The sequence below is a fragment of the Desulfocurvus thunnarius genome (assembly GCF_055390965.1).
Genome location: NZ_AP042411.1, coordinates 325,668 through 344,095, shown reverse-complemented (window position 1 = coordinate 344,095; position 18,428 = coordinate 325,668). Strand labels below are relative to the sequence as shown.

14 protein-coding genes are annotated in these 18,428 nt (G+C 67.3%); 2 read left to right on the top strand and 12 right to left on the bottom strand.

Going from position 1 to position 18,428, the window contains the following annotated elements:
* Positions 1-34: 34 nt before the first annotated feature.
* Positions 35-3,241 (bottom strand): DEAD/DEAH box helicase, encoded by a 3,207-nt coding sequence (locus tag ACZ5KV_RS01535; protein WP_464240583.1) that lies wholly within the window; start codon positions 3,239-3,241, stop codon positions 35-37.
* 236 nt (positions 3,242-3,477) lie between these two features.
* Here ACZ5KV_RS01535 and ACZ5KV_RS01530 point away from each other — a divergent pair, with 236 nt between their 5' ends.
* Complete coding sequence (locus ACZ5KV_RS01530) at positions 3,478-5,139, top strand: peptide-binding protein (RefSeq protein WP_464240582.1); 1,662 nt, start codon at positions 3,478-3,480, stop codon at positions 5,137-5,139.
* Between the two features lie 12 nt (positions 5,140-5,151).
* On the top strand, positions 5,152-7,353 hold the full coding sequence (locus ACZ5KV_RS01525; protein WP_464240581.1) for a RelA/SpoT family protein: 2,202 nt from the start codon (positions 5,152-5,154) through the stop codon (positions 7,351-7,353).
* Between the two features lie 187 nt (positions 7,354-7,540).
* Here the strand turns inward: ACZ5KV_RS01525 and ACZ5KV_RS01520 are convergent, their stop codons facing one another.
* From ACZ5KV_RS01520 to ACZ5KV_RS01470, 11 genes are all read right to left on the bottom strand, one after another.
* Positions 7,541-8,239, bottom strand: coding sequence for a GntR family transcriptional regulator (locus tag ACZ5KV_RS01520; RefSeq protein ID WP_464240580.1), 699 nt, complete (start codon positions 8,237-8,239; stop codon positions 7,541-7,543).
* A 155-nt stretch (positions 8,240-8,394) separates the two neighbouring features.
* Positions 8,395-9,795: a Na+/H+ antiporter NhaC family protein gene (locus ACZ5KV_RS01515; RefSeq protein WP_464240579.1), complete on the bottom strand. Its 1,401-nt coding sequence runs from the start codon at positions 9,793-9,795 to the stop codon at positions 8,395-8,397.
* Positions 9,796-9,864: 69 nt separating this feature from the next.
* The gene (gene cuyA / locus ACZ5KV_RS01510) at positions 9,865-10,863 is read right to left on the bottom strand and encodes a D-cysteate sulfo-lyase (protein WP_464240578.1); all 999 of its coding nucleotides are present in this window, start codon (positions 10,861-10,863) and stop codon (positions 9,865-9,867) included.
* Between the two features lie 112 nt (positions 10,864-10,975).
* Positions 10,976-11,365, bottom strand: coding sequence for a RidA family protein (locus tag ACZ5KV_RS01505; RefSeq protein WP_464240577.1), 390 nt, complete (start codon positions 11,363-11,365; stop codon positions 10,976-10,978).
* Between the two features lie 263 nt (positions 11,366-11,628).
* On the bottom strand, positions 11,629-12,420 hold the full coding sequence (proC, locus tag ACZ5KV_RS01500) for a pyrroline-5-carboxylate reductase (protein ID WP_464240576.1): 792 nt from the start codon (positions 12,418-12,420) through the stop codon (positions 11,629-11,631).
* Between the two features lie 7 nt (positions 12,421-12,427).
* The gene (gene ndk / locus ACZ5KV_RS01495; RefSeq protein ID WP_464240575.1) at positions 12,428-12,850 is read right to left on the bottom strand and encodes a nucleoside-diphosphate kinase; all 423 of its coding nucleotides are present in this window, start codon (positions 12,848-12,850) and stop codon (positions 12,428-12,430) included.
* Between the two features lie 68 nt (positions 12,851-12,918).
* Positions 12,919-13,713 carry an ABC transporter ATP-binding protein gene (locus tag ACZ5KV_RS01490; RefSeq protein ID WP_464240574.1) on the bottom strand — a complete coding sequence of 265 codons (795 nt, stop codon included), beginning with the start codon at positions 13,711-13,713 and terminating at the stop codon, positions 12,919-12,921.
* On the bottom strand, positions 13,707-14,594 hold the full coding sequence (locus tag ACZ5KV_RS01485) for an ABC transporter permease (RefSeq protein WP_464240573.1): 888 nt from the start codon (positions 14,592-14,594) through the stop codon (positions 13,707-13,709). Before ACZ5KV_RS01485 ends, ACZ5KV_RS01490 begins: the two co-directional genes overlap by 7 nt.
* A gap of 109 nt (positions 14,595-14,703) precedes the next feature.
* Entirely contained in the window at positions 14,704-15,672 is a 969-nt protein-coding gene (locus ACZ5KV_RS01480; RefSeq protein ID WP_464240572.1) for an ABC transporter substrate-binding protein, read from the bottom strand.
* Between the two features lie 17 nt (positions 15,673-15,689).
* Positions 15,690-17,057 (bottom strand): divergent polysaccharide deacetylase family protein, encoded by a 1,368-nt coding sequence (locus ACZ5KV_RS01475; RefSeq protein WP_464240571.1) that lies wholly within the window; start codon positions 17,055-17,057, stop codon positions 15,690-15,692.
* A gap of 37 nt (positions 17,058-17,094) precedes the next feature.
* Positions 17,095-18,381 (bottom strand): S41 family peptidase, encoded by a 1,287-nt coding sequence (locus ACZ5KV_RS01470; RefSeq protein WP_464240570.1) that lies wholly within the window; start codon positions 18,379-18,381, stop codon positions 17,095-17,097.
* Positions 18,382-18,428 lie beyond the last annotated feature (47 nt).

Sequence of the window (18,428 nt, the reverse complement as noted above, 5' to 3'; positions counted from 1 at the left end):
GGGCCGTTGGCGTTTTGGGATTTCGTCCGAATCCCTAGATGTCGAAGAGCATTTCCAGGTCGTCGCGGGTCAGGGACTTCCAGGAGTCCTGCCCGGGGATGATGGACTCGGCCACCCCGCGCTTCATGTCCTGAAGCTGGAGAATCTTCTCCTCCACCGTGTTCTGGCAGATCATCTTGTAGGAGAAGACCTGGCGCGTCTGGCCGATGCGGTGGGTGCGGTCCGTGGCCTGGGACTCCACGGCGGGGTTCCACCACGGGTCGTAGTGAATCACGTAGTCGGCGCTGGTCAGGTTCAGGCCCGTGCCGCCCGCCTTGAGGGAGATGAGGAAGATGGGAATGTCCGGGTCCTGGTTGAAGCGGTCGACCTGCTCGAAGCGGTCCTTGGAGGCGCCGTCGAGGTAGGCGAAGGGGATGTCGCTGATCTGCAACCAGGAGCGGATGATGTGCAGCATCTGTACGAACTGCGAGAAGACCAGCACCTTGTGGCCTTCCTCGATGATGTCCGTGACCATGTCCTTGAAGGCGTCGAACTTGCCCGAGGGCAGGTTGGTGGACACGCCGGGCATGTCGAGCTTGAGCAGGCGCGGGTGGCAGCAGATCTGGCGCAGCTTGAGCAGCGCGTCGAGGATGGACATCTGGCTCTTGGCCATGCCCTTTTCGTCCACGTCGGCCAGCACCTGCTCCTTGAGCTTTTTCGCCAGCTTGGCGTACAGTTCAAGCTGCTCGTCGGCCAGGGCGCAGTACTGCACGTTCTCGATCTTGGGCGGCAGGTCCTTGGCCACCTGGCCCTTGGTGCGGCGCAGGATGAACGGCTTGACCCGCGTGCGCAGGAATTCCAGGGTCTCCTCGTCGCCGTCCTTGATGGGTTTGACGACGCCGCGCTGGAAGGAATGCTGCGAGCCGAGGAACCCGGGCATGAGGAACTCGAACAGGCTCCACAGCTCGAAGAGGTTGTTCTCGATGGGCGTGCCCGAGAGGCACACGCGCAGCTTGGCGTCGAGTTTGCGCACGCTGCGCGCGGTGATGGTGTTCGGGTTCTTGATGTTCTGGGCTTCGTCCAGGATGATGGAGTTGAACTCGAACTTTTGCAGTTCTTCCAGGTCGCGGCGCAGCAGGGCGTAGGTCGTCAGCACCAGGTGCGACTCGCCGATGTGGTGGAAGAGATTTTCGCGCCGCGAGCCGTAGATGGTCAGCCGCGTCAGGCCGGGCACGAATTTTTCGGCCTCGCGTTCCCAGTTGGGCAGCACCGAGGTGGGCACGACGATCAGGTTCGGCCCCTCCATCTTGCGTTCGACCATGGACTGGATGAACGACAGGGTCTGGATGGTTTTGCCCAGGCCCATCTCGTCGGCCAGGATGCCGCCGAAGCCGTATTCGCGCAGGAAGTTCAGGAACGACAGGCCCTGGGTCTGGTAGGGCCGCAGGCTGGCGTTCAGGCCCTTGGGCGCGTCGAGCTGGCGGATGGCCGTGAAGTTGTGGATCTTGGTGCGCAGTTCCTCCCAGAAGCCGTCCACCCGGGCCTCGGGCAGGTCTTCCAGGATCTTGTCCAGCACCGGGGCCTCGAACTGCTGGAATTCCTTCTTGGGCGGCTTGGCCGGGTCCAGGCCCATGGCCCGCAGCTTGTGGCCCAGCTTCTCCAGCCAGGCCTCGGGCAGGCTGGTGTAGGTGCCGTCCTTGAGCTGCACGTAGCGCTTGCCGCTGGTCCAGGCCTCCCAGATGGTGTCCATGTCCACGCGCTGGCCGTCGTAGTCCACGGCCAGTTCGAGGTTGAACCACTTCTGTTCCTCTTCGGTCTGCACTTCGGCGACGATGGTCGGCGAGGTCAGGCGGACCTTGTAGCGCGTGAGGTTCTTCTCGCCGTAGACGCGGTATTTGGCCACCAGGGTCGGGTAGGCGTCGAGCAGGAAGGCGATGGCCTCCTCGGGCTCCAGGAACCAGTTCTCGTTGTTGCGCGGCTGGAAGTGCATGTCCACGAGCATCTGGGTCAGCTCGCCCTCGGCGGCCTGATCGCGCAGCAGCAGATACGACTTGCCGCCGTACTGGTAGCTGCCGGTTTGCAGGTCGGGGTTGGGCCCGGGCAGGGAGGCCTCGCCGTGCTCGGTGTCGTAGATGTTCTGGATGCGCAGGGTCAGCAGGCTGCCTTCCTCGTCCAGGTAGAGCTTGGGCCGGTAGCTGGCGGGCACGAAGATCGGCTTCATGCGCTCGATGAACTCGTCGTGGCCGTGCAGGTCCGAAGTGGGCAGGCGCGTCCAGACGCGGTCCAGGAACTCGGAAATGTCTTCCTGGGGAATGATCGGCGGCGACTCGACCATGGACTTGATCAGGTCGGGCTCAAGGCCGGTCTGCACCGGGTAGAAGGTCTGCTTCAGGCAGACCCACAGCGGCATGCGCCCGTAGAAGAAGACTTCCTGGTTGCGGATGGAGAAGGGCACCTTGCCCTCGCGCGAGAGCATCACGTCGAAGGACAGGCCCTCGTCGCCGATGACCGGCGAGAGTTGCAGGCGCATGGTCTTCAGTTCGATGCGCACGGGCTGTTCGGTGTCCTGCCAGAACAGGTAGTATTCGTTGCGGATGGCCCGGAAGAACCAGGAGTGCAGGCCCGAGGGGATCTCCACCCGGTGCCCGGCGTAGTCGAGGTAATGGGCGATCTGGCGGGCCAGGGTCGGCAGCATGGGCGCCATTTCGCACCAGTCGGGGTTCTCGGCGATCTGGGCGAGGGTGACCTCGTTTTGCACGTTGGACAGGCCGGACTTGTTCTGCCGGGCGCGGAAGAAGGACACCTGGAGGCGGCCATGCTCGGGGTGGAAGCGGTAGATCAGGTAGTGCTTGCCCGCCTCGGGGTCCGGCTCGGTGGAGAAATAGGCGCGGAAGGTCTGGCGCCAGTCGGCATGGGCCCGGATGGGCGCGGCCTCGTCCTTGACCTCGAAGGTCTGGTAGAGCTTGAGGGCCGTTGCGGCCACATGGCGGCAGACCCCCGAGAACGAGTCCGGGCAGTTGCAGTAGAAATTCACCGCCCCGGCGGCGAGGTTCAGCCCCAGCTCGGGGCTGTAGGACTGGAAGTCGTCGCCCTCGATCTGGCCTTCCACGTCCCAGTAGCCCTCGCGCTTGTTGAGCGACAGCTTCTGCACCCCGCCCGCTGCAAGGATGGCGTGGGCGCCCTCGACGATGTATTCGGGGACGGTGAAATTGATGAATTCCTGGAGAAGGCTTTCGACGACCTTCTCTTCTCCGCTGTCCATGTGTGCCTTGGCCTCGTGTTCGCAGCCGGATGGTTTTTCCGGTGGGGTGGTCTGGTCCGTGGTCGGGGTGGTTCGGCGTCCTGCCCTGTGATGCTACCAAAATTTGGGGCCTTGGCAAGAGCCCCTTGGCTTTTCAGGCGCCGTGGTCCATACTCGCAAGTCCCGGCAAAGGGTCGACCGCCGGGGGGGCGGCTGTATGTATCACACTTCACAATAAAGGCAAGACCGGAAACCCCATGCCCCACAGACGTTTATTTTCAAGCATTTTCATAGTGTTGTGCCTTGCCCTGGGTGCCTGCGATTCCGGCTCCGGCGGCTCGGGGCAGCAGTCCGGAGCCGATGCGGGCCGGGCGGCGGACATTCCCCGGACCCCCGAGGACGGCGGCACCTACGTCACCGCCACCATCGGCGAGCCGTCGAACCTCATTCCGCTCCTGGCGTCGGATTCGTCCTCCCACGAGGTGGCCGGCCTGCTGTACACCTCCTTGCTCAAATACAACAAGAACCTGGAGATCGAGCCCCGGGCGGCCAAGTCCTACGAGGTGCTCGACGGCGGGCGGCTGCTGCGCTTCGAGCTGCGCCCCGGCATCCTGTGGAACGACGGCCGGGAGCTGACCGCCGAGGACGTGGAGTTCACCTACAAGCTGTACATCGACCCCAAGGTGCCTACGGCCTATGCCGAGAATTACAAATTGGTCAAGGAGTTCAAGGTTACGGGCCGCTACACCTTCGAGGTGCGCTACGACAAGCCCCTGGCCCGGGCCCTGACCTCATGGATGCTCGACATTCTGCCCAAGCACGTTTTGGAGGGCCAGAACATCCTGGAGACGCCGTTCTCCCGCGCGCCCGTGGGCGCCGGGCCCTACCGGCTGGCGGAGTGGACCCAGGGCAGCCGCCTGGTGCTTACGGCCAACCCCGACTACTTCGAGGGCCGCCCCCATTTCGACCGCGTGATCTACCGCATCATCCCCGATCAGGCGACCATGTTCATGGAGCTCAAGGCCCGCAACCTGGACCTCATGGACCTGACCCCGCAGCAATACCGCTTCCAGACCACGGGCCCCGAGTGGGAAGCGGATTTCCGCAAGTACGAGTATCTGGCCTTCGGCTACACCTACGTGGGATACAATCTGTCCAACCCCATGTTCTCCGACGTGCGCGTGCGCCGCGCCTTCGCCCACGCCATCGACAAGCAGGCCATCGTCAAGGGCGTGCTGCTCGGCCTGGGTCGGCCGACCATCGGCCCCTACAAGCCCGGCACCTGGGTCTACAACGAGGCCATCGAGGACTACCCCCTCGACCTTGAGGCCGCCCGGGCCCTGCTGGCCGAGGCGGGCTGGACGGACACCGACGGCGACGGCGTGCTCGACAAGGACGGCCGACCCTTCGAATTCACCCTGATGACCAACCAGGGCAACGAATCGCGCATCAAGGCCGCGACCATCATCCAGGCCAATCTGGCCGCCGTGGGCGTGCGCGTGAAGATCCGCACCGTGGAATGGTCGGCCTTCATCAAGGAGTTCATCGACACCGGGCGCTTCGAGGCCCTGGTCATGGGCTGGAACATCATCATCGACCCCGACCTGTACGACGTGTGGCACTCCTCCATGGCCGTGCCCGGCGGGCTGAACTTCGTGGGCTACAAGAACCCCGAGCTGGACGCCCTGCTGGACAAGGGCCGCCACCTGCTGGGCCAGGACGAGCGCAAGGCCGTCTACGACGAGGCGCAACGCATCCTGCACGAGGACCAGCCGTACACCTTCCTGTACTGCCCGCTGGCCCTGCCCGTGGTGGCCGGGCGCATCCAGGGCATCGAGCCCGCCCCGGCGGGCATTGCCCACAACTTCGAGAAGTGGTGGATTCCCAAGGCGCTCCAACGCTCCACCATGCAGCAATAAGGCACCACGCGCATGATCCGCATCACGGACATCCTCGACCGTTGCAGCTACCTGCCCGAGGCGGACAGGGCGCTGATCCAGAAGGCCTACGTGTTTTCGGCGGCGGCCCACGCCGGGCAGGTGCGCCTGTCCGGCGAACCGTATCTTTCGCACCCGCTCGACGTGGCCTACGAGCTGGCCGGGATGCGCCTGGACGGCGCGACCATCGCCGCCGGGCTTTTGCACGACACGGTGGAGGACACCAAGGCCGAGGTGGAGGAGATCGACTCGCAGTTCGGCGAGGACGTGGCCGACATCGTCGACGGCGTGACCAAGATCAGCCAGATGCAGATGTCCTTCGACTCCAAGGAGGAAGCCCAGGCCGAGAACATGCGCAAGATGATTATGGCCATGAGCGAGGACATCCGCGTGCTCCTGGTCAAGCTGTGCGACCGCCTGCACAACATGCGCACCCTCGACTTCCAGAAGCCCCACAAGCGCAAGCTCATCTCCCAGGAGACCATGGACATCTACGCGCCCCTGGCCAACCGCCTGGGGCTGCACCTGCTCAAGACCGAACTCGAAGACCTGGCCTTCAGGCATATCCGCCCCGACGTGTCCGATCAGGTCACCAAGGGCCTGACGCACTACGCCGAAAGCGGGCGCGAGTACATCGAGCGCGTGGTGCAGCTCATCACGCGCAAGCTCAAGGACAACGGCATCAAGGCCGACGTGTCCGGCCGGGTCAAGCACGTGTACAGCACCTGGCGCAAGATGGAGCAGCAGGGCCTGACCCTGGACGAGGTCCACGACCTCATCGCCTTCCGCGTGGTGGTGGCGACCATCAAGGACTGCTACGCCGTGCTCGGGCTGGTCCATGCCGACTGGAAACCCGTGCCCGGGCGCTTCAAGGACTATATTTCCATGCCCAAGGCCAACATGTATCAGTCGCTGCATACGACTGTCGTGGGGCCTGAGGGCGAGCGCATCGAAATCCAGATCCGCACCGAGGAGATGCACAAGCTGGCCGAGCTGGGCGTGGCGGCCCACTGGAGCTACAAGGAAAAGGGCTCGGTGAAGACCGCCACCCGCGACATGGAGCGCTACTCCTGGCTGCGGCAGATCATGGACTGGCAGAAGGACGAGGCCGACCCCAAGGAATTCATGAAGTCGCTGCGCTTCGACCTGTTCAAGGACGAGGTGTACGTGTTCACCCCGCGCGGCGACGTGCGCGAACTGCCCGATGGCGCCACGCCCGTGGACTTCGCCTACCTCATCCACTCCCAGGTCGGCGACCACTGCGCCGGGGCCAAGATCAACGGGCGGCTGGTGCCCCTGTCGCGCAAGCTGCGCAACGGCGATACCATCGAGATCATCACCGACAAGAACCGCCGCCCCAGCCGCGACTGGCTGAAGTTCATCAAGACCGCCAAGGCGCGCACGCGCGTCAAGCACTTCATCCGCACCGAGGAGCGCGAACGGGCCGTCGCCCTGGGCCACGAGATGCTGGAGAAGGAAGGGCGGCGCATGGGCATCAACGTGGCCAAGGCCCAAAAGGAAGGCCTGCTCGGTCCGATAGCGGAGTTCTTTTCCTTCAAGGATGTGGAGGAGCTGTTCGTCTCGGTGGGCTATTCGCGGCTGACCCCGCGCCAGGTGCTCAACCGGCTGGCCCCGCGCCTGGAGGACGACGAGCGCCGCGACGTGCGCCGCCCCGACGAGACCGCCCGCCGCACTCCGGCCCCGGCTTCGGCCTCCGGCCCCGAGCGCCCCGCCGCCGCCCCCGGCGAGAAGATCAGCATCAAGGGCGTGGACGACGTGCTGGTGCGCTTCTCCAAGTGCTGCAATCCCGTGCCCGGCGACGCCATCATCGGCTACATCAGCCGGGGCCGGGGCGTGACCGTGCATACCACCGACTGCCCCAACGTGCAGGCCATGGAGCCCGAGCGGCTTCTGGCCGTGAGCTGGGAGGGCCAGCAGGAGCAGCCCTTCCCGGCCAAGATCCGCGTGGTCTGCCGCAACGTGCGCGGCGTGCTCGCGCATATCGCCGGTGTGCTGGACAAGCTGGAGGTCAACATCGACTCCGGCAGCTTCAGCTCCAACGTGGACGGCAACAGCGACCTGCACATGACCATCGAGGTCCGCGACTCGGACCACCTCTACTCGGCGCTGAACAAGCTCTCGTCCCTGGACAACGTCATCGAGGCCATCCGCGAGGCGACCAAGAACGAGGGGTGAGGGGAGGGGCTTTCCGGGCGGGATGCAAGGGCCTTTGGCCCTTGGCGGGTGCAGGGCGGCGCCCTGCCCGCCGGAGGCCCGGCGCGCAGCGCCTCTTTCCCCTCCCGACCCGCGCGCATGAAAAGACCCGGCCCGCAAATGCGGGCCGGGCCTTTCGTCTTTCCCGGCGGTGCTTCGTCCCCGGTGGTCAGCCCTGCGGGGCGGCCGGGGCGGGGGCTTGCGGGGCGGAGTAGTCGGTGCCCCAGCGGGCCATGCGGCGGCCCGAGTCCTTGTAGTGGTCGCGAATGGTGCGTTCGATGTGCGCGGGGTCGCGGGTCAGCAGGGCTTCCAGGACGGTGCGGTGGCGCTCCAGGACCTCCTGGGGCGTGAAGACCGTGCGCCAGTGGCGGAAGAGCAGGAACTTGGACAGCCCCTGGCAGGACCGCCGTGACAGTTCCACCAGCAGATCGTTGTCCGTGCGCGAGAAGATGATGCCGTGGAAGGCCGTGTCCAGCTCGGCCAGGCGGTCCATGTCGCCGTCCTCGGCCACGGTTTCGGCCATGGCGTCCACCAGGGCGCGCAGGCGGGTGAAGTCCTCGTCGGTGAAGAGGTGGATGGTCGAGGCGGCGGCGGCGCCTTCGAGCACGCCGCCGGTGAAATAGCTGTTGCGGATTTCCTTGGAGGTCAGGGCGGCGATGAACTTGCCGCGCTGGGGGATGGACACCACCAGCCCCTCCTGCACCAGCAGTTGCAGCGCCTCGCGGATGGGTGCGCGGCTGATGGACAGCCGCGCGGCCAGAAGCACCTCGTTGAGCTTGTCGCCCGGGGCGAACTCGCCCGCGAGGATGCGCCCCTTGATGTATTCCGTAATCTGGTCGCAGTAGGTCTGCTTGGTGATGCCTTGCATGGGCCCCTCTGTTGGAAGTCTTCCGTGCTGATATATTCCCGGGGAAGGGCGGTCAAGCTCTGCCGGAGGCCCGGGGTGCGGGATGGGGCCGGGCGGGCGCAAAAGGGCCGGGATGATTCCCGGCCCTTGCGCTGTCTTTGCGGTTGTGCGGTGCGTTATGCGGCTTCGGCCAAGGCCTGGTCGTTGCCGCCGAACCTGCGGTTCCAGCCGGTGACGGCCGAGAAGAGCAGCACGGCGAGCAGGGCCCAGGAGTAGGGGTTGTACAGGGCCGCGCTGATGGGCGGAGCGGCGATGCCGTAAGCCTCGGCGGCGGTGACCAGGGCGGCGTACCACGCGGCGACCACGATATGCCACGGCAGGGTGAAGAACACGGTGCACACCGCGCAGTCCATGAGGTTGGCGCGGCGGGCCGGGGCGAGGTCGAACTTTTCGCCCACGGGGCGCACCAGCGAGGGGCCGACCAGCAGCTCGGCCGGGGCGTTGGCCGAGATGGGGATGGAGGCCAGGATGGTCACGCCGACGATGAACAGCTCGGCCTGGCGCACGCTGCCGATGATGGCCTTCTCGGCGGCGGTCAGGATGCGCTTCATGATGCCGCTTTCGACCAGGATTTGCGTCACGGCCAGGATGAGGATGGCGAAGATGATGGCGCCGACGACGCCGTTGATGCCGTCCTCGATGATGCCGGTGGAGACGCCGCGCTTGGCGGGGATGCTGAAGATGGAGGCCAGGGTGGTGTGCCCGGTGAGCACGCCGACCACGGCGGCGGCCACGTTGCCGTAGATGAGCGACTCGATGATGTGCCGCCCGGAGAGGGCGGCGGCCACGACCACCACCAGGGCCAGGAGCATGAAGGCGCCCGTGGGATCCATGCGGGCCTGGATTTCCGGCAGGGGCCGCAGCTCGCCGCCGCCGCCGAAGATCAGGAAGACCACGGCAGCGATGCCTGCGGCCGTGATGGCCAGGGGGAAGCGGCTGCGCACCACGTCCTTCATGGTGGCGCCCTGGGTGTAGGCCGAGACGATGGTGGTGTCGGACACGGGGGCGAGGTTGTCGCCGAAGGCCGCGCCGGAGAGGATGGCCAGGCCGAGCATGGCCGGGTCCGCCCCGAGGAAGTGCCCGGCGGGGTAGAGCACCGGGGTCAGGGCGATGCAGGTGCCGGTGCTGGTGCCCGTGCCCAGGGCGAAGAGCATGGCGGCCACGAAGACCATGACGGTGAAGACGGATTCCTGTGCGCCGGTGACCATGCCCATCCAGAGCAGGCCGTCGACCAGCCCTCCGGCGACCATGAGCTTGCCGAAGACGCCCGCGAAGAGCCAGGCGGTGACGATGACGATGCCGGTGCGGTCGCCGATGCCGCGCATGGCGGCCTTGCAGTACTCGGACTTGTTCCTGGCGAAGAACAGGCCGACGACGATGGCGATCCAGGCGCAGGCCCAGAAGGGCTTGGTGCCGCCGCGCTCGGCCACGGAGAGCCAGACCAGCCCTCCGACGAGAACGAACAGGGGGACGAGGCCGCCGAGGATCCCGCCGTGCATTTCCAGTCGCTTTTCCATGGTGCAGACTCCTTCCGAAAAGATTCGGGTGGCGGGCGCCGCGTGCGGAGGCGGCGCCCGTTCGCGGGCCTACCTGAAGGTTTCGAGGTAGGCGTACAGCGCCGGGGAACCGCCGGTGTGCAGGAACAGGACGTTCGAGCCCTCCGGGAAGTAGCCCTTGCGCACAAGATCCACAAGCCCGGCCATGGCCTTGCCGGAGTACACGGGGTCGAGAAGGATGCCTTCGGTTTGGGCCAGCAGCTTCACGGCCTCGACCATGGAATCGGTGGGGACGGAATAGCCGGGGCCGACGTAGCCGTCGAAACAGGTCACGGCCTCGGCGGGCAATTCGCCCCGCACGCCCACGCGCTCGGCGGTGGCCCGGGCCAGCTTGAGCACCAGGGCCTCCTGGTCGGCCTTGCTGCGGCTCACGTTGATGCCCGACACCGGGATGTTGGCGTTGCAGCCCTGCATGCCGACGACGATGCCCGCGTGGGTGCCGGCGCTGCCGCTGGGCACGACCATGTGGTCGATGCGCAGGCCCATCTCGAAGAGCTGTTGCAGGGTTTCCTGGGCGCAGGCCACGTAGCCCGTGGCGCCGATGGTGTTGGAGGCGCCGCCGGGGATGATGTAGGGCGTGCGGCCCTGGGCGCGCAGCGAGTCGGCCAGGGTCTGCATCTGCTCCATCATGTTGGAGCCGCCGGGCACCACGGTGATGCTCTTCACGCCCATGAGCTGGAACAGGAAGTTGTTGCCCGAGGCCTCGGGCTTGTAGCTGCCCTTGACGCGCTCTTCGAGCACGAGGTGGCAATCCAGCCCCTCCTTGACGGACCAGGAGAGGGTCAGGCGGCAGTGGTTGGACTGCACGGCGCCGCAGGTGATGATGGTGTCGGCGCCCTGCTCGAGGGCGTCGGCCATGCAGAAATCGAGCTTGCGGGTCTTGTTGCCTCCGGCGCAGCCCGGCAGCAGGTCGTCGCGCTTGATGTAGACGTTGACCCTGTCGCCCAGGGCCCTGGAGAAGGCCGGGCAGGCCTCGATGGGCGTGGGGCCTTGCAGGTAGCCGCGGCGGGGGAAAATGGCCAGGTTCATGACAACTCCTTGGGTTGAGGTTGGCTCGGACTTGCGGGGGGCCGGGGCGCGGAGGGAAGCCCGCCGTGCCGGAGGGGGGACGGCACGGCGGACGGGACCCTCGGCGGATGCCCTAGCGTCCGAGGGCGAATATGGCTTCCACCTCGATGGTGCTGCCCAGGGGCAGGGCGGCGACCTGAATGGCGCTGCGCGCGGGGTGGGGCTGCCCGAAGAATTCGGCGTACACGGCGTTGACGGCCGCGAAATCGGCCAGATCGGTGAGGAAGACGGTGGTCTTCACTGCGTCGGCCAGGGTGCACCCGGCGGCCCGGGCGATGGCCTCCAGGTTGCGGAAACTCTGGCGGGCGCGGGCCTCGATGCCGCCGTCGACCAGGGTGCCCGTGGCGGGGTCGATGGGCAGTTGGCCCGAGGCGAAGAGCAGGGTTCCGGCGACGACGGCCTGGGAGTAAGGGCCTATGGCGGCGGGAGCTTCTGCGGTGCTGATGGCTTGCTTGGTGGACATGGTGCCTCCTGTGTTTTTGCCGACTGTATAAATGTCGACATTTGACCTCTTGAGAATCGGATTACGTGATTTCCTGCACAAGGTCAAGGCGGGGAGGAGAGATTTGTTTTGGCGTGTGTCGGTTGCGGAAATTGCGGCGCCGGGCGCGGGACTGACCGCTGCGGGCCGGGTGCGCCCGGGCCATGGCGGCGCACAAAAAAGGCCCGGCCCGCACACGCGGACCGGGCCTCGGCTTTGTTTTCTGCGCAGCGCCTGTGCCGGGGCTAGTCGCCCAGCTCCTGGCTGCGCTTGGCGGACTTGAGCACGCCCTTGACGATGGCGGCGCGCACGGCGGCCTTGTCGAAGGCGTTGGTGGCGGCGATGGTCGTGCCCGCCGGGGAGCAGACCATTTCGCGCAGCACGCTCACGTGGTGGCCGGACTCGGCGGCCAGCCTGGCCGAGCCGACGAAGAGCCCCTCGACCATCTGGGTGGCCTGCTGCCGCGTGAGCCCCAGGGTCACGCCCGCCTCGATGACGGCCTCCATGAAGTAGAACACGTAGGCCGGGCCCGAGCCCGCCACTGCCGTGAAGGCGTCGAAGAGCTTTTCGGGCAGCACGTGGACCTGCCCCAGGCCCTGGAAGAGCCCCACCAGGAAGTCCTTGCGCTGCTGGTCCAGCCGGTCGTCCTCCAGGCACAGGGCGAAGACCCCGGCGCCGACCATGGCCGGGGTGTTGGGCATGACGCGCACCACCGGGGCCGGGTCGGCCCATTTGACGAGCTTCTTCATGGTGATGCCCGCCGCGATGGACAGCACGGTGCGCCCGGGGTTCAGGGCGGGGCAGATGTCCTCCAGCACGGCTTTGACCTGGTGGGGTTTCACGGCCAGCAGCACGATGTCGCACTGCCCGGCCAGCTCGCGGGGCGAGGCGGCGGCCCGCAGGCCCACGGGGGCCAGGGCCGCGAGGCTCTCGGGGTTCAGGTCGTAGCCCATCAGGGTCACGTCGCCGCGCGCGGCAAGGCCCCGGATGATGGCGCTGCCCATGTTGCCCACGCCGATGAAGCCGATGCTGGTCATGGTCGTCCTACCTCACCAGTTGGAGCGCGTTGAAGAAGTAAGCGATTTCCACGGCGGCGGTGTCGGGCCCGTCGGAGCCGTGCACGGCGTTGGCCTCGATGTCGTCGGCGTAGAGCTTGCGGATGGTGCCCTCGGCGGCGTTGGCCGGGTTGGTGGCGCCCATGATCTCGCGGTAGCGCGCGATGGCGTCTTCGCCTTCGAGCACGGAGACCACCACCGGGCCCGAGCACATGAAGGCGCACAGCGAGTCGAAGAAGGGCCGCTCGCGGTGCACGGCGTAGAAGCCTTCGGCCTGGGCGCGGGTCAGGTGGAGCATGCGCGTGCCCACGATCTTGAGCCCGGCGCCTTCGATCATGGCCAGGATGGCGCCGACCTTGTTTTTGGCCACGGCGTTGGGCTTGATGATGGAAAAGGTGCGTTCCAGAGCCATTGTGTCCTCCATGCCTTGGTTGGTTGCGGAAAACGGCGGCCCGGCGGGATCGGCCGGGCCGCCGGGGATTACGTGAGCAGCATTTTGTCGGAGCTGAATTCCTCGCCCTTGACCTTGTAGAACTGGGCCAGCAGGTCGTTGACCGTCAGCCCGGCCTTGGTTTCTCCGGAAATATCCAGAATGATTTCACCCTGGTGCAGCATGATCAGGCGGTTGCCGAGCTTGATGGCCTGATTCATGTTGTGGGTGACCATGAGGGTGGTCAGGTTCTGGGTGGTCACCAGATGCTCGGTGAGCAGCAGGGTCTGGTTGGCGGTTTTGGGGTCCAGCGCGGCGGTGTGCTCGTCGAGCAGCAGCAGGTCGGGGCGGACCATGGTGGCCATGAGCAGGGTCAGGGCCTGGCGCTGGCCGCCGGAAAGCAGGCCGATGCGGTCGTCCAGGCGCGACTCCAGGCCCAGGCCGATCTTCTTGACCTCGGTGGCGAAGAGCGCGCGGTCGGCGGCGGTCACCCCGCGTGAAAGCCCGCGCCACTTGCCCCGGCGCAGGGCCAGGGCCATGTTCTGGGCGATGGACAGGCTGGCGCAGGTGCCGCGCAGCGGGTCCTGGAACACGCGGCCCATGAAGCGGGCGCGTTTGTGCTCGGGCCAGCGGGTGATGTCCTGCCCGCGCATGGTCACGCTGCCGCTGTGCGGCGTGTAGGAGCCCGCCAGGGCGCTGAGCAGGGTCGATTTGCCCGCGCCGTTGGAGCCGATGACGGTGATGAAGTCGCCCTCGTGGATGGTCAGGTCCACGTTCGACAGGGCGCGGACCTCGTTGATGCTGCCCTTGTGGAAGTAGAGGGTCAGGCCGGAGAGTTCTAGCATTTCCCGAACCTCTTCTTGAGCCTGGGCGCCGTGAGGGCCGCGACCACCAGCAGGGCGGTGATCAGGTTCAGGTCGCTGGGGGTGAAGCTGAAGGAGCCGACCTTCAGGCCCAGGGCCAGGGCGATGGCCACGCGGTAGATGACGGAGCCGACCACGGCGGCCACGATGGCCCGGGGCAGGGAGCGGTTGCCGAAGACCGTTTCGCCCACGATGACCGAGGCCAGCCCGGCCACGATGGTGCCCACGCCCATGTTCACGTCCGCCGCGCCCTGGTTCTGGGCGATGAGCCCGCCCGCCAGGGCCACCAGCGCGTTGGACAGCCCGACCCCGAAAATGATGACCTTGTGCGTGTCCACACCCTGGCTGGTGATCATCTGGCGGTTGTCGCCGGTGGCCAGCATGGCCTGGCCCATTTCGGTGTACAGGAACCAGATCAGCGCCAGGACCACGACGGCGGCCACCGCGGCGAAGAGCAGCGGCGAGGCGTAGTATCCGGGCAGGCCCGCGCGCATGAGCGGGTCGAGCACCGTGTCCACGCCGAGCAGCGAGACGTTGGGCCCGCCCATGATGCGGATGTTTACGGAATACAGGGCGGTCATGGTCAGGATGGAGGCCAGCAGGTGCAGGATGCCCAGCTTGGTGTTGAGCAGGCCGGTGACCATGCCCGCCAGGAAGCCGGCGGCCATGGCCGCCAGCAGGGACAGCACGGGGGGCATGCCCTGGGTGATGCATACGGCGGACACGGCCGCGCCCAGGGGCAGGCTGCCGTCCACGGTCAGGTCCGGAAAGTCGAGAATCCGGAAGGTCAGGTAGACCCCCAGGACCATGATTCCGTAAACGAGGCCCTGCTCCAGGGCTCCCAGAAGGGCGAAAAGGCTCATCAGAGGCGATCCGGTGGCAAAAGGGTGCGAGGGGGCCGGGCCGGAAAACAGGCAGGGCGCGGCCAGGCCGCGCCCTTACCGTGTATTGCGGCCAAGTGCAAGGGGCCCCTTATTCCACGGTCTTGTCCGCCTTGGCGCGCACGGCCTCGGGGATGACCACCCCCTGGGCCTCGGCGGCGGGCAGGTTCAGGTGCAGGCTCATGCCCTGCTGGAATTCCACGGGCGTGTCGGCCACGGCGGCGCCGCCGAAGATGCGCCCGGCCATGGCGCCGGTCTGCTTGCCGTGCAGGTAGTAGTCGAACCCCAGGGCCGCCACGGCGCCGCGGGGCACGGAATCCACGTCGGCGGCGAACAGGGGCATCTTGTTTTGTTCGCAGACCTTGACCATGGACTCCAGGGCCGAAACCACGGTGTTGTCCGTCGGCACATAGACGGCCTGGGCGCGTCCGGCCAGGCTCTTGGTGGCCTGGTACACGTCGGCGGTCTTGGCGGCGGAGGCTTCGTGCAGGGTCACGCCCTTGGCCTGGCAGGCCTCGCGCAGCATGTTGACCAGGGTCTTGGAGTTGGCCTCGCCGGAGTTGTAGACCACGCCCAGGTCCGTCAGGCCCGGCATGATTTCCATCATCATCTCCAGGTGCCGGTCCACGGGGGTCATGTCGGACACGCCGGAAATGTTGGCGCCCGGGTGCTCCAGGTCGGCCACCAGCCCGGCGCCCTTGGGGTCGGTGACGGCCGAGAAGAGCAGCGGCACTTCGGCCATGTGCGGGGCCTTCTTGATGATCTGGGCGCAGGCCTGGGCGCTGGGCGTGGCGATGGCCACCACCAGATCGGGCTTTTCGCCCGCGATGGCCTGGGCGATCTGGTTGGCGGTGGCCATGTTGGCCTGGGCGTTGTGGACGTTGTATTCGACCTCGAAGCCCTGCTCCTTCAGGCTGTCCTGCACACCTTTCAACACGGCGTCCAGGGCCGGGTGCTCCACGAACTGGTTCACGGACACGGTGTAGGTTCCGGCCCAGGCGGCGGAGGCGCACAGGCTGGCCAGGATCGCCAGGGCGGCGAGGATGGGCAGGCGTTTCATGGCAGGTTCTCCCTTGGTCAATTGAGTGGTTTGAGTTCCTTCAGATGGACGATGGTTTCCGTGCGGTCCTTGCGCTGGGCCCATTGGCGCAGGGCGGCCAGGGTTTCGGGGTATGGGTGGCCGATGGCCACGGCCTGCCCGGTGGCCGCCGCCGCGCGGGCGGCCTTTTCCATCTGGCGGGTGATGGCCCGCACGTCACGGACGTTATCCAAAAAAACGCTGCGGCGATAGACCGGCAGGCCCATGTCGCGGGCCAGGCCCACGGCGGTGCTGCCCTGGGCGGTCAGGCTGTCCAGGAAAAAGAGCCCCCGGGCGCGCAGTTCGTCGAGCACCACGGCCATGCCGTCGGCGTCGCCCGTGAAGCGCGAGCCCATGTGGTTGTTCACGCCCACGGCCCCGGGCACCTCGGCCAGATCGGCGGCCAGCACGCGGCGCATCTCGTCGGGCGCCATGAAGGTGAACAGCGCGCCCGGGCCGGGGTTGATGCCCGGCCAGCCCTTGGGCTCCATGGGCAGGTGCAGGAGCACCTCGCGCCCCGAGGCCTCGGCCAGGGCCGCGACCTCGCGGTTGTGCGGCGTGCCGGGCAGGATGGAGAACGTCACCGGAAAGGGCAGGGCCGCCAGGCCGCGGGCGAAGTGCAGGTCCTGGCCCATGTCGTCGATGACCACGGCCAGCAGACCGCCGGGGCGCGCGGGACGGGGCGCGACCGGGCCCGGCGGCGCGGGCGCGGGGGTGGCGAACTCCAGCACATGGGTCGGCACCCCGGCCACGGAAACGACGAAGGCGCCGTTTTCGCCGGAGGCCAGGGCCGCCTCGGGGGCCCATTTGGACAACGAACGGGTCAGGATGTCCAGGAAGCGCTGGGGGCCGCTTTCCAGCACGATGTCGACCACCTGGAAGTGATAGCGCTCCTGGCCCCGGGTTTCCAGGCGCGTTTCGCGGATGGTCATGGCGTGAGGGTCGTAGCCGGTGAAAAGCAGCGTCTCCAGCAGGGCGAAATCGATCTGGCGGATGGTGCGTTCCAGCTCGGCGTCCTGGCCCTGGGGCTCCTCGTAGGGCAGGGCGGGCAGGCCCTCGCCGGGAGAGGGGGGCGTGGCTTCCGGGGGCGTGGCGGCGGGAGCGGGCTGCCCGGTCGCGGCGGGCGGTTCGGCGGGCTGCGGCGCGGGGGCCGGGGCGCGGCCCAAGGCCATGAGCAGCACTGCCCCGAGCGCGACCGCCGCCAGGGCGGCGGCGGCCCAGGCCCACAGGGGCACGCGGCGCCAGGGCGCCCCGGTCGCCGGGGCCTCGCCTGGGGCCTCCCCCGGGGTCGGCGCCCCCTCGGGGGCGTCGACGGCATCGTCGCCGTCGGCGCCCTCGGGGCGGATGTCGCTGTCGTGGTCGTTCATGGGCGTGTGGCGTCCTGGCCCGGCGCGGCCGGGCGCTCTACTTGCCCGCGCCGATGAGGCCCAGGTCGGGCAGCTTTTTCACGAGTTGCAGGGCCATGCGCAACTGGTTGTCGCGCTCCAGGCGCATGCGCACCTCGTCGGACAGCTCGGGCTTGCCGGGCTTGGCCTCCTGCTGCGGGGCGACCTCGATGTGCCCGCGCATGTCCTTCTCGCGCAGCACGGGGCCGTTGTCCTGGCCCTCGGCGGGCTCCTCGAAGGGCACGAGGATGTCGGGCACGATGCCCTCGGCCTGGATGGAGCGGCCGCCGGGCGTGTAGTACAGGGCCTTGGTCAGCTTGATGCCCGAGCCGTCGGCCAGGGGGATGATGGTCTGCACCGTGGCCTTGCCGAAGCTCGGCTCGCCCAGGATCAGGGCGCGCTTGCGGTCCTGCAGGGCACCGGCCACGATTTCCGAGGCCGAGGCCGAGCCCGCGTTGATGAGCACGACCATGGGCACGGTCACGTCGGAGGCCGAGGGCCGGGCGTTGAAGTCCTCGCGCGAGGCTTCGTCGCGGCCCTTGATGTAGACGATGTTGCCGCCGGACAGGAAGGTGTCGGCCACGGCCACGGCCTGGTTCAGCAGGCCGCCGGGGTTGCCGCGCATGTCGAGAACGATGCCCTTGAGCTCGTTCTTCCTGGTGTAGTCGGAGATGGCGTCGCGCATCTCCTTGGTCGTGTTTTCGTTGAAGCTCATCAGGCGCAGGTAGAGGTACCCGGCCTCCAGCTCGTTGCTCTTGGCGCCGCGGATGGGGATGGTCGCGCGCTTGATGGACACGGTGTAGGGCTTGGAGTCGCCCTGGTGGATCAGGGTCAGGCCCACGCTGGAGCCCTTGGGCCCGCGAATCTTGTTCACGGCGTCGAGCAGGGAGATGCCCTGGGTGCTCTGGCCGTCGATTTCCAAAATGGTGTCGCCGGACTTGAGCCCGGCCTCGAAGGCCGGGGTGTCCTCGATGGGCGCGATGACCGTCAGGCGTCCGTCGCGCAGGGTGATCTCGATGCCGATGCCGCCGAATTCGCCGGTGGTGCGGATCTGCATCTCCTGGAATTCCTCGGGGTCCATGTAGGTCGAGTGCGGGTCGAGCTGTTCGAGCATGCCCTTGATGGCGCCGTTGACCAGCTCGTCGCGGCTGACCTCGTGCACGTAGTTCTTTTCCACGAGGTCGAGCACGTCGCTGAAGCGGCCCAGGGCGGCGTAAGGGTCGTCCTGGGTGGCCATCAGGGGCGGGGTGGCGAGGGTCAGCAGGGCAAGGAGCAGGAACGTGCCAAGCCAGACGGCGAAACGCATGAAAAAGCCTCCGGGTTCGATGCCCCGGTCGGGGGGCTCGGGTTCGC

Coding starts and splice junctions, on each gene's coding strand:
- ACZ5KV_RS01535 (WP_464240583.1), bottom strand. CDS start 3,241: ATGGACAGCGGAGAAGAGAAGGTCGTCGAAAGCCTTCTCCAGGAATTC.
- ACZ5KV_RS01530 (WP_464240582.1), top strand. CDS start 3,478: ATGCCCCACAGACGTTTATTTTCAAGCATTTTCATAGTGTTGTGCCTT.
- ACZ5KV_RS01525 (WP_464240581.1), top strand. CDS start 5,152: ATGATCCGCATCACGGACATCCTCGACCGTTGCAGCTACCTGCCCGAG.
- ACZ5KV_RS01520 (WP_464240580.1), bottom strand. CDS start 8,239: ATGCAAGGCATCACCAAGCAGACCTACTGCGACCAGATTACGGAATAC.
- ACZ5KV_RS01515 (WP_464240579.1), bottom strand. CDS start 9,795: ATGGAAAAGCGACTGGAAATGCACGGCGGGATCCTCGGCGGCCTCGTC.
- cuyA (WP_464240578.1), bottom strand. CDS start 10,863: ATGAACCTGGCCATTTTCCCCCGCCGCGGCTACCTGCAAGGCCCCACG.
- ACZ5KV_RS01505 (WP_464240577.1), bottom strand. CDS start 11,365: ATGTCCACCAAGCAAGCCATCAGCACCGCAGAAGCTCCCGCCGCCATA.
- proC (WP_464240576.1), bottom strand. CDS start 12,420: ATGACCAGCATCGGCTTCATCGGCGTGGGCAACATGGGCAGCGCCATC.
- ndk (WP_464240575.1), bottom strand. CDS start 12,850: ATGGCTCTGGAACGCACCTTTTCCATCATCAAGCCCAACGCCGTGGCC.
- ACZ5KV_RS01490 (WP_464240574.1), bottom strand. CDS start 13,713: ATGCTAGAACTCTCCGGCCTGACCCTCTACTTCCACAAGGGCAGCATC.
- ACZ5KV_RS01485 (WP_464240573.1), bottom strand. CDS start 14,594: ATGAGCCTTTTCGCCCTTCTGGGAGCCCTGGAGCAGGGCCTCGTTTAC.
- ACZ5KV_RS01480 (WP_464240572.1), bottom strand. CDS start 15,672: ATGAAACGCCTGCCCATCCTCGCCGCCCTGGCGATCCTGGCCAGCCTG.
- ACZ5KV_RS01475 (WP_464240571.1), bottom strand. CDS start 17,057: ATGAACGACCACGACAGCGACATCCGCCCCGAGGGCGCCGACGGCGAC.
- ACZ5KV_RS01470 (WP_464240570.1), bottom strand. CDS start 18,381: ATGCGTTTCGCCGTCTGGCTTGGCACGTTCCTGCTCCTTGCCCTGCTG.